Origin of the sequence: uncultured Treponema sp. (genome assembly GCF_946187725.1) — a bacterium.
Lineage (GTDB): Bacteria > Spirochaetota > Spirochaetia > Treponematales > Treponemataceae > Treponema_D.
In genome coordinates this window covers 26563-36930 of record NZ_CAMHSK010000030.1, presented here as the reverse complement: position 1 = coordinate 36930, position 10368 = coordinate 26563, and the positions used below count along the sequence as shown (strand labels likewise).

At 42.2% G+C, this 10368-nt stretch carries 8 protein-coding genes and 1 tRNA gene; 2 read left to right on the top strand and 7 right to left on the bottom strand.

Going from position 1 to position 10368, the window contains the following annotated elements; translation table 11 throughout:
- The 3 genes from Q0Q74_RS10575 to Q0Q74_RS10565 form a co-directional block, all read right to left on the bottom strand.
- The coding region (locus Q0Q74_RS10575; RefSeq protein WP_294430665.1) for an RNA-binding domain-containing protein at positions 1–1295 on the bottom strand (1295 nt) is incomplete at its 3' end.
- Between the two features lie 32 nt (positions 1296–1327).
- Positions 1328–2509 carry a site-specific integrase gene (locus Q0Q74_RS10570; protein WP_294430664.1) on the bottom strand — a complete coding sequence of 394 codons (1182 nt, stop codon included), beginning with the start codon at positions 2507–2509 and terminating at the stop codon, positions 1328–1330.
- 291 nt (positions 2510–2800) lie between these two features.
- Positions 2801–4708, bottom strand: a complete 1908-nt coding sequence (locus Q0Q74_RS10565) for an RNB domain-containing ribonuclease (RefSeq protein ID WP_294430663.1) — start codon at positions 4706–4708, stop codon at positions 2801–2803.
- A 431-nt stretch (positions 4709–5139) separates the two neighbouring features.
- Between Q0Q74_RS10565 and Q0Q74_RS10560 the strand changes: the two genes are divergently transcribed.
- Positions 5140–5463 (top strand): helix-turn-helix transcriptional regulator, encoded by a 324-nt coding sequence (locus Q0Q74_RS10560; protein ID WP_294430660.1) that lies wholly within the window; start codon positions 5140–5142, stop codon positions 5461–5463.
- A gap of 79 nt (positions 5464–5542) precedes the next feature.
- Here Q0Q74_RS10560 and Q0Q74_RS10555 read toward each other — a convergent pair whose 3' ends face one another.
- The 4 genes from Q0Q74_RS10555 to Q0Q74_RS10540 all read right to left on the bottom strand — a co-directional run bounded on the left by Q0Q74_RS10555 (position 5543) and on the right by Q0Q74_RS10540 (position 9436).
- Positions 5543–6661: an ABC transporter ATP-binding protein gene (locus tag Q0Q74_RS10555; RefSeq protein ID WP_294430658.1), complete on the bottom strand. Its 1119-nt coding sequence runs from the start codon at positions 6659–6661 to the stop codon at positions 5543–5545.
- A gap of 141 nt (positions 6662–6802) precedes the next feature.
- A complete protein-coding gene (locus tag Q0Q74_RS10550) occupies positions 6803–7612 on the bottom strand; it encodes a DUF554 domain-containing protein (RefSeq protein ID WP_294430656.1) in 810 nt (269 codons plus the stop codon).
- A gap of 144 nt (positions 7613–7756) precedes the next feature.
- Positions 7757–7838: transfer RNA gene (locus Q0Q74_RS10545), tRNA-Leu, on the bottom strand.
- Positions 7839–7909: 71 nt separating this feature from the next.
- A complete protein-coding gene (locus Q0Q74_RS10540) occupies positions 7910–9436 on the bottom strand; it encodes a monomeric [FeFe] hydrogenase (protein WP_294430653.1) in 1527 nt (508 codons plus the stop codon).
- A gap of 186 nt (positions 9437–9622) precedes the next feature.
- Between Q0Q74_RS10540 and Q0Q74_RS10535 the strand changes: the two genes are divergently transcribed.
- Positions 9623–10357 (top strand): 5-formyltetrahydrofolate cyclo-ligase, encoded by a 735-nt coding sequence (locus tag Q0Q74_RS10535; RefSeq protein ID WP_294430650.1) that lies wholly within the window; start codon positions 9623–9625, stop codon positions 10355–10357.
- The last annotated feature ends 11 nt before the right edge of the window (positions 10358–10368 follow it).

Sequence of the window (10368 nt, the reverse complement as noted above, 5' to 3'; positions counted from 1 at the left end):
TTAGCTGGGGATATTTCATTAGAGCTAGGGATATTAGCTGGGGATATTTCATTAGAGCTAGGGATATTAGCTGGGGATATTTCATTAGCGTTAGGAATATTGCCTGCATCCCAAGAAAAATCATCATTCAGCGGAACTGTAATTCTAAAGACATCTCCTTCTGAAAATTCTGGATTTCCACCAGAATATTTGTGTGAATAATTAAACAGTTTCCTTACGCCAGAGCCGAGTTTATCTGAATATCCTATGTTTCTAAAAAAAGATGCAATCAATGGATTTTTTGCATAAGGTTCTAAGTTTTCCGGAGTTATAAGTCCATCTTTTCTTGCTCGATTTGCGTTTTCTACATACATTTTGTCTCTTTCGATGATGAACTTTGCCTGATAGCCACTTGAAAATTCCCGGTGCATGAGCGTATTCACAATCATTTCACGGGCAAGAATATTTCTGAGGGAAATACGTACTTTCCCATCTTCCAAATAAAACTTATCTAAGAGATGTTTTGTTGCAAATTCAAAAAGCCGATCGTAACTTTCAATCAGATTTGTTTCAACAATAAGCCTGTCATCATATCGGTCTACATTCACTTTTCTTAGCAAGGCATCTGTTGAATAGGTCGGGGCAACATCATGAATAACTTCATCTTTTCCAAGTAACATTACGGCTGCAAAATTAAAACCTTTTTCACCCGTCAGTCGGTCTACTGTATACAGGCCGGCACTTTTTAAAAGTTCCTCATCACTTAGTTTTTCCCACGGATGACTTCCAGCAGAATTATTTTTTGCCATTGTTCTTACAAGTGGTAGCAAATCAATCCGTATATCTTCAAGTTTGACATAAGGAAAGACTTTTCTTTCAGTAAAAATTTCCTGCTTCCTAATATACATTTGGGCTATATCAGTTGTAGAGGTTACTTTTACATCAGAATCATTTGTCCGGTTGTAAATTACATTTTTGTAGCTGACAACTTCACCAGAAACTGGAACATATATGTGAATAATAGTTTTTCCTTCATACCCCATAATTTCTGCATCAATACAGAGAGTTGGAGAAAATAAAGAAGGATTTGCAAGAACACTTATAAAGTTTTTTATCATTTCTGGAGCTGCTTTTTCTGGAACACCATTCACAGTTCCATCATCAAGGATTCCTAAGAAAATATCACCGCCAAAACGATTTGAAAATGAACATACAGTTTCATAAACATCATGTTCAATGTTACCACCGCAACGCTTAAATTCTACGGATACGGTTTCGCCAATTTTCCTAAGTGAATCCAATCTTTCTGTTGTCATATATATATTATCGCTCATTTTTACCTCTTTTTCTACTCAAACAACCTGTTAGCCGCTTCCATGGCTGGCTTTACTGCCTCAACCATTTCAGGAATTGCTGCACGTGTATAATGGTCCGTCATGGCAAGGCTATTGTGTCCTGCAATTTTCTGAACTGTTTCTCCAGCAACCTCGCGACGCATACGGGTAATGTATGTATAACGCAAAGAATGTGGAGTAAGTATCCTGTTTTCTGCATTGATACCTGACATGCCAAGAATACGTCTGAACCATTCCTCGGCCAGCCATTTACGAATTGGCTTTCCGTAACGCATAAAAACGTAATCGTTTTCACTTAGATTGTTTTGCAAAATGTAATTTCGCATAATCTGAGCAAAGTCTTCCGGTAGAGGAGCGACACGAAGCTTTTTATCATCCTCAGAACCGCATTTGTTGTAATTTGTCCGGTACAGCTGATTTGATTTGTAAAATCCATCAATAACCAGGATTCCTTCATCGAACAGAAATTCCCGAGCCTGAATTGCAATTCCTTCGCTGATACGAAGCCCGCATTTTGCACAGCACAAGAACATAAGATATATGGCTTTATGACCTTCATCAAACTGAGGATGTTTTGAGTAATGATTACGACTCATATCCATCCAAAGGCTTTCGTTGAACAAAATGTTCAGTTCTTCTGTTGAAAAAATATCTTTCTTTCGGCTATTACGGCGAAATTTTGGAAACAGTGGAACCGGAATATATGGCAAATCATGAAATGGAGCTTCCGCGTAAACTTCACTTACCACAGTAAGGAAATTGTTTTTCCAGCTGCCTAAATGATAATCCTCGGAAAGGAAATCTATAATCATTGGAATCGTAAGCTTTGATAATTCCAGTTCTCCAAATTCTTCCACAAAAATATTAAGCATAAATCGTTTTGAACGGAGTGTTTCCGGTGTAAGAGTTTTTCCCAGTTTCTCCATCCGCTCCATGTGCTGACCACCGGGAATATACATCCATTCGGCAATCTTCGCTATCGTGATTTTCTCTTCCACGAATAACGGTGGCAGGGCAGAAACAAATGCATATGCCTCCGCCTGAGTCTTACATCCTTTGCAGACTTTCTGATGCATTACGCCCGAAACAGGATCATTCCAATAGTAATACCACTTGTGTACTGTCTTGTTCTTTGATTTAGTTGATTTTTTGAAGATGTGATAATTTAAATCCATCTAAGCCTCCAAGTTGTTATGTTAAGCACTTGATATTCGCTTAACATTTTTAATAACCTGAAGGTCAGATTAATTAGTAAATGCTTGTATTATATAGATTTAGCACCTATCCCGAAGTGTTAAATCTTGATTGGTCTCTAGATTTGAACCAAGGACCAAAGGATTATGAGTCCTCTGCTCTAACCGCTGAGCTAATGGCCCGATTAAGGTAGAAATGATTATATCCCAAAACTGACCGTTCAGTCAATAGCGGGAATTTTATCTCCCCAGCCCCAGCGCGCCGCATGAAACTCAAACAATTGAAAAAACTACTTCAAGATTCGGCAAATCAATTTTTCCAACTTTTAGAGTTACTTTTTCATTCAAATCAACAGGACTTTCTCCGCCAATCACGGTCTCCATTCCAAAATTCGGAATAAAGTACAAAGCACGCCCCGGCTGCTTATCAACACAGATTGCTTCCCCCTGCCAGTCAGGATGCTGCAAAAGATACACCAAAGTCCAGTGAGTACGACTGTTACGCTCGGCTTTTTTCGAAGCCTGCATCGCGGCATCACCTTCACTCATACGAATCAGCATTGTGTCTTTGTCCAGAAGTTTTTCTCCCTTCAGAAAAGCACGAAGCTGTTCATGACCAAGCAAATCCCCGTATCGGCGAAGAGGCGATGTGACCTGAGAATACATTCCGACACCAAGACCTGCATGACTTGAGGGCGTAACATTCACATTTCGCTTACGCATACATTTACGCAAACGGAACTGCCCGGCAAGACCTTCGGGAATATCTTTAGGGATTTCCGGAACATCCTGTGAAATGAAAGGAAAAGGAATATTATTCTTAAAAGCAAATTTTGCCGCCCCTTCACCAGCTAATACCATAGCTTCGCGAACAACATCCGTGCTTTCAGGGTGAGGAACAGACTCAAAAACAACTTCTTTTGTTTCTGGGTCCACAGAAATATGTACCTCAGGAATATTAATGTTCACAGCACCAGCCTTACACCTTCGTTCAAAATTCCGGCGGGCAATCTCAAAAAGCGGCTTTAATTCAGGAGTCTCCTTCAATTCATCAGCTTTTTCATAAGTGAGACGCTTTACATCAACAATTGTGCGCAAAACATCACAATCTTCCAATTCGCCATTCTCACCAAGCTTGATTTTAAAACTCAGGGCACGACTCTCTTCACGGAGTCCCAAAGCATAATCTTCAAGACAATCTTCAGAAAGCATTCGTGCCGCACCTTCTGGAATATACAAAGTGGCACCTCGTCCGCGCGCAACTCTGTCAATCTCAGAATCAGGCTCTACATAACAGGCTGGATCCGCAATATGAACCCACAAATACTCACCGTCAAAGGCAATCGCATCATCCGGGTCAGTCGACCACTCACTGTCGATTGCATAAGAGACTCCCGGAATCCGAACACGACCTTCATCATTAGGCTTTCCGAGAGAAACAGAAGCACTTTTTGCACTCAATCCAAGACGAACCGGATAAGGATTTCGCGTAATATCCCAGATTTTTGTATCCAGAAGAAGTTTATGAGCTTTTTCAGGACTTTCCTTAAATCCAGCATCCTTCATCGTTTTGCTTTTGTCTGTGGTACCGAGCGCAAGAGCCTCAACATCGCCCATATACTTGGAATCTTCCGGCAAAAGATTTTTATTTTTTAGACGGTCGATAAAGGCAGCACGCAATTCATCCGCATGCTCTTTCTCAAAAGCCTTGTTTTTTAGCTCGCTGATTTTTTCAGGAGTACGAGGAATAAAAAAAATCTCCCCGTCATGCAAAACTTCCTCAAACTCAAAAGAAGCCTTCAAAGCAGAATAAATGCCCCAACTTTCATCAGCCTTTAGTTCACCACAAATCAATCCTGCAAGTTCAGAAAAACTCTGCTCAACAAAAGCACTTTCACCTTCACTCAACAAAAGTTCATGCGTTTCAGCAATCTGATTTTTGAAAGATGACGATTCAGCCATGACCGATTCATAATAATCAAGAACCGCGTCCAGAGAAGACGCCTCGCCCTCACAAAGCAAAAAAACATCTTTTTCACGGACTTTCTGACTCGCATAAACAGCTTTTTTACCAGAAGCAGTTGCCCGGCTTACACACCAGTTAACAAGAAATTTATCGCCATCCCGCTCCCCCACAAGAGCCGGCTGATTTTTGTAAATTACGACAGAATTTTTCTTCATAGAATGATTCTATCAAAAATCCCTCACAGAGTACACAGAGCGCAAGGATAAAAAGCAGTCTAACTCAAATGGATACATAGGGATTTTTTGCGCAAATTGCTTTCACAAGAGGGCGACAAGGTGGTCGTCTTCTATTTTGGAGTAAACCCCACATGGAGGTGGGTAGGAGAGACTGCAGTAGTTCCACCCTCCCCCTCTGCGCAAGATATTCAGAACTCAGATAGACTTTTTTGTGATTCTGCACCCACTCAGGCACAGGCGCAGATTTTGAAAATGCAAGACCTGAAAGACAAAACACCAGCAAGGTAAAAGCCATTCTCTTCATGATAATCACCTCCCTTCCACAATATTAGCCTATCGCTAATATTTTAAGTTTATTTTATCAGCAAAAGCGAATAACGCAAATTTTATTAGCAATTAGAATATATTTTATGGATTTACAAGATATATTTGTTAGCAACCTTAAAGCCACAAGAAAGGAAAAGCATATTACTCAGGAAAAACTTGCAGAAATGTGTGACACGGATACGGCATACATCGGGCAAATTGAAACAAAAAAGCGATTTCCGTCCATTTCCTTTATTGAAAAGATTGCGAATGCGTTGAATATCGAACCGTATATCCTGTTCAAAAATAAAACCGAAGCAAGTGTCGAACAAAAACAAAAAATCGAAAAATTGAAATCAGAATTCTTAAATTTACTAGATGGCGATGTCGAATTATTTTTGGAAAAATTATCGATGATATCGTGGTGAATTAATCCCGCTGCAAGCAAAAAAAATCCCCTCAGCCAAGCAATCTGACTGAGGGGAACTATTTACTTAGAACAAAGTCCTACCATTTTTTCTCAATCTCTGGTTCACAGATGTTGATTTCTGTTTCGAGATCGAAGAATTTTGCACGAGTCATATCTGGTGCGAAGTTGATGGTGTCGCCAAGCTGAACAACAACTTCCGGAGCAACTTTTGCTACGATGTTTGCGTCCTTAACCTGAACGAATACATGAGTCTCTGCACCGAGAGGTTCTTTGTTTGTAACTTTAACCTGCATGTTGTTCTCTGAAGAAGGAACAGCCTGATACTGCAAGTCTTCTGGGCGGATACCGAATGTAACTTCTTTTCCGACATATGCTTTGAGGTGCTTCTGCTGCTCTTCTGTTGGAACGAGAGTGAATGCGCCTTCGTTAGCGATTACTTTTCCGTCTTTCTCTTCAATTTTGATTTTGAAGAAGTTCATCGGCGGTGTACCAATGAAGCCTGCAACGAATTTGTTGATTGGGTGGTTGTAAAGATACAATGGCTCACCAATCTGCTGGATTCGTTTTTCAGACATAACGACGATTTTTGTACCCATAGTCATAGCTTCAACCTGGTCATGAGTTACATAAATCATTGTTGCCTGCAAGCGGTGATGGAGAGAAGCGATTTCACCACGCATAGTAACGCGGAGTTTAGCATCAAGGTTAGAAAGAGGCTCGTCGAACAAGAATACTTTTGGTGAGCGGACAATAGCACGACCAACAGCAACACGCTGACGCTGACCACCAGAAAGTGCCTTTGGTTTGCGGTCAAGGTACTGAGTAAGGTCGAGCATTTTTGCAGCTTCTTCGACTTTGCGCTGAATTTCGATTTTTGGTTCTTTGCGGATTTTGAGACCGAATGCCATGTTGTCAAATACGGTCATGTGCGGATAGAGAGCATAGTTCTGGAATACCATTGCGATGTTTCGGTCTTTTGGCGGAACATCGTTCATAAGCTCACCGTCGATGAGAAGTTCACCGTCAGTGATGTCTTCAAGACCAGCAACCATGCGGAGAGTTGTTGATTTACCGCAGCCAGATGGACCTACGAATACACAGAATTCGCGGTCTTCGATTGTTACATTTGATTTCTCGACAGCAAGAACATTGCCGTCATACACTTTTGTAACGCCTTTAAGCTCTACTTTTGCCATTTTTTCCTCCTGTGGCATAAGGGATTATAATTATGCATCTAGTATAGATGAGTGGCAAAAGTAAATCAAGTTAAAATTTTGTTTTTTATATTAAAAATCAAGTAGTTTTTTGGATTTTTCCGAGAATTTTACCCCGGAATTTTATAAATGAAAAATCCCCTTCACAAACGGCTCGCACAAAACAAAAATCACGCTGAAAAGCACCGCCGGAAGATAATTGGCCGTCTTCACCTTTTTCAAGCCCATAAGGTTGATTCCGATAAGAATAATCAAAGCGCCCCCCGAACCGGTCAGCTCCGAAATCATCTGCTCGCTCACATAAGGCGCAATCAGGACAGAAAGCAAGGTAAGCGCGCCCTGATAAACAAAAATCGCAATCACAGAAAATGCAGTTCCCACACCCATCGCGACCGCAAACCCAATGGAAATAAAGCCGTCCAAAATGGATTTCAGGAATATAATAGAATAATCATGCTCAATTCCCGCTTTGAAACTGCCAACAATCGCCATGGCACCAACGCAAAAAAGCACCGAAGCATTCAAAAAAGCATATGCGAAGTTCTTCTGAGGCCGACCATTTGTGAAAGATTCAGCCTTAGAGGGGGAAGTCTCCCCCTGCGCGCCCACTTCGTTGGTCGCTACCCTCTCTACGGGGGAATCCCCCGTAACGCCCCCTTTCTTCATGAACACCCTTTCCAGGAATTTTCCGAAAGCGAGGATTTTACCGTCTATGTCCAAAAGAGTTCCAACAATTCCGCCCAAAATCAATGCCAGGGCAAGATACACGACATTCTGATATTTAAAGGCCATTTGCACGCCCATAATGAACGAAACAAGGCCGCACGCAAGCTGAATCGAATCCGTCACTTTCTGTGGAATTTTCTTTGAAAACAAAAGCCCGACAATACATCCGGCAAGAATCGTAGCACAATTAACAAATACAGCAATCATTTTTAACCCAACCTGAGATGAACATACGAGTCTCGTCCGAAGCTAGGCTTCGGGCGGCACAGCTTGCACCGCTAGAACCTCACAATGAATCAAACAACTTCCTAAAAAAACTGAGGCTTCCCTTTTGGGAAGCCTCAAAAACATTGCGGAGAACCTGACTTGAACAGGCACAGCTTGCGCCACTAGCACCTCAAGCTAGCGTGTCTACCAATTCCACCATCCCCGCGTGATGAAATATATATTATAGCAGAACAAAAAAAGTGTCAATAGGAAAAACAAAAAAATATTTAATTTTTTTTATTTTTCTTCACCTTTTATTACTTCATCCATATTGCAAACCGGCGGAATTCCGTCAACAAGTTCTTTTGAACCAGCATTTGCATACATATTGAGAAGCACAGTTCCAGTCTTCGGATTCATGATTACAGAAGGACCTGCAATACATCCGCCCTCACAAGCCATGACTTCGATAAGGTTCGGGCAGTCAGCAGGTGCAGGAACTGTTCCAGCGTTAATTTTGCCGTAATTCTGAAGAGCCTTAACGCCTGCTTTGTCGAGACCATTGATGACAACAGGACGGAGAATAGAAGCATCCTTGAGACGGATTTTAACGCTCTCTGCAACGCCACCAGTCTTCGCAAAATTGCGTGCTGAAACAGTCGGGTTATAGTTTGCGGTTTTTGCTTCCATCTTTGTGACATCGATTTCTTTTGCAGTAAGAAGTGCGCTGACTTCCTCGACAGAAAGAACATAATCTACCAAATCATTGTCAAATCCTTCGCGTTTTTTAGCAAGACACGGACCGACAAATACAGTGATACAGCCAGGATCAGCTTTTTTTGCAAGCTCAGCAGTGTAAATCATTGGAGATTTTGTCTCTGAAATACATTCTTTGAGCTCAGGAGCATGAATCTGAACAGCACGAACATAAGCCGGACAACAGCTTGTTGTCATCATTTTGTCACCGCGTTCCATGCGCTCAACAAATTCAGCAGCTTCTTTATCAGCCGTGATGTCCGCACCGATTGCGACTTCCCAAACGCGACTGAATCCAGCCTTGAGCAATGCACCTTCAAGCTGACCGACTTTTGCGCCCTTGAACTGCGCACCGATTGCAGGAGCATACATTGCGACAACTTTTTTACCAGCCATGATGTGCTTGATTACATCAACGAGCTGAGATTTTTCCATTACGGCACCGAAAGGACAAGAACTCATGCACTTTCCGCAGAAAATACATTTGTCATAATCAATCTGTTCGTGGCCAGTTTCTTCGTTACGGGTAATTGCGCCGACAGGACATGCTTCTTCACACGGAATCGGGATTTTTACGATTGCATGATACGGACAGTTCTGAGCACAGAGGCCGCATTTGATACATTTTTCCTGGTCGATGTGTGCGCGGTGGTCGTAGACTTCGATTGCCTGTTTAGGACAGTTGACTTGACATGGGCGTGCAAGACAAGCCTGACATGCGTTTGTAGGAAGGAATCGTGTTTTTGCACAGCCGTTACAAGCGTCATTGATGAAAGTAAGGATTGGCCAGGTCGGTTTTTCGCGGTTCAAGGCCTCTTTTGCGTGTTCTGCAAGGCTTTTTTCTTCATCGTAGTTTTCGACAGAGAATCCCATGCGGGCAATTACGCGCTCCCTCACGATTTCTCGGTCATGGGCAATACAGCAACCGACCGGCTGACTTCCCTTTGGAACCATTTCTCTTGGAATGTAGTGAACGCCATCCTCGAGCTTTCCTTCAAGTTGAAGTTTTGCAATTTTGACAAGGATTTCCTGCTTCAGAATGGAAGCATTGTTGTTTACATTGAGCATTTAGTACCTCTTTAATTTTTGCGCCAAATTTTCTCGCTGCCGCTGTTCCGCGCTTCGCTAACGCTCATAGCCTTGCGGCTACTTCGGCGCTCCATAGCGGGGCGGCATTAACGGACAACAAACATTCGGCTCACTGATTTAAACTGTTTCCTTTTCATTTTAACACACTTTTGCTAAAATTGCATAATGATTTCTGATTTAAAAAAGCAATTGCGAAAAAAAATGCGACAGATGCAAAAAGATTTTCTCGAAAGCCTCACAGAAAAAGAAAAGCAATTGCTTGCAGAAAATTTGTGCAAAAAAGTCACCTCCCTTCCCGAATACCAAAATGCCGATTTGGTTCTGGCATACATTCCAGACACGCTCGAAGCCGACTGCACGCCAATCATTCTGGACGCACTCAAAAAGCAAAAAAAAGTCGCCGTTCCAAAAGTCGATTCAGAAGCAATGAAACAAGGCAAAAGCACGATGGATTTTTACCTATTGAATCCACCTTCGTCATTCTCGCAGTGCGACGCAAAAATCTTAGACGAACAACTGGAAACAGGAGTTTTTGGAATACGAGAACCGAAAGTTGGTCTAGAAAAGTTAGTCTGGGGCGTTGCGGGTAGGGAACGACCCGACAGGGGCAAAACCTGCGAGGCAGTTTTTGAGCGAGTCTCGGTGAAGGCTGTGCCTGAACCGCTACAGGTTGAGACTTTCCCCTTTGTAATAGTTCCGGGAGTCGCATTCACAAAAGGCGGAAAACGACTCGGACACGGCAAGGGATTTTACGACATTTACATAAACAGACTCAGACAGGCAGGAATAAAGCCGAACCTCTGCGGCATATGCCTTCCCTGCCAGCTTGTAGAAGAGCTCCCAACCGAAGAGCACGACATTCTTATGGATGAAGTTTTGACGGGTTCCTTACAAGCGTGACAAGCCTTTTT

Excerpts from the sequence above, each read along its gene's own strand:
- Q0Q74_RS10550 (WP_294430656.1), bottom strand. The coding sequence starts at position 7,612 with ATGATTGCTGTATTTGTTAATTGTGCTACGATTCTTGCCGGATGTATT.
- Q0Q74_RS10560 (WP_294430660.1), top strand. The coding sequence starts at position 5,140 with ATGGATTTACAAGATATATTTGTTAGCAACCTTAAAGCCACAAGAAAG.
- Q0Q74_RS10540 (WP_294430653.1), bottom strand. The coding sequence starts at position 9,436 with ATGCTCAATGTAAACAACAATGCTTCCATTCTGAAGCAGGAAATCCTT.
- Q0Q74_RS10535 (WP_294430650.1), top strand. The coding sequence starts at position 9,623 with ATGATTTCTGATTTAAAAAAGCAATTGCGAAAAAAAATGCGACAGATG.
- Q0Q74_RS10565 (WP_294430663.1), bottom strand. The coding sequence starts at position 4,708 with ATGAAGAAAAATTCTGTCGTAATTTACAAAAATCAGCCGGCTCTTGTG.
- Q0Q74_RS10555 (WP_294430658.1), bottom strand. The coding sequence starts at position 6,661 with ATGGCAAAAGTAGAGCTTAAAGGCGTTACAAAAGTGTATGACGGCAAT.
- Q0Q74_RS10570 (WP_294430664.1), bottom strand. The coding sequence starts at position 2,509 with ATGGATTTAAATTATCACATCTTCAAAAAATCAACTAAATCAAAGAAC.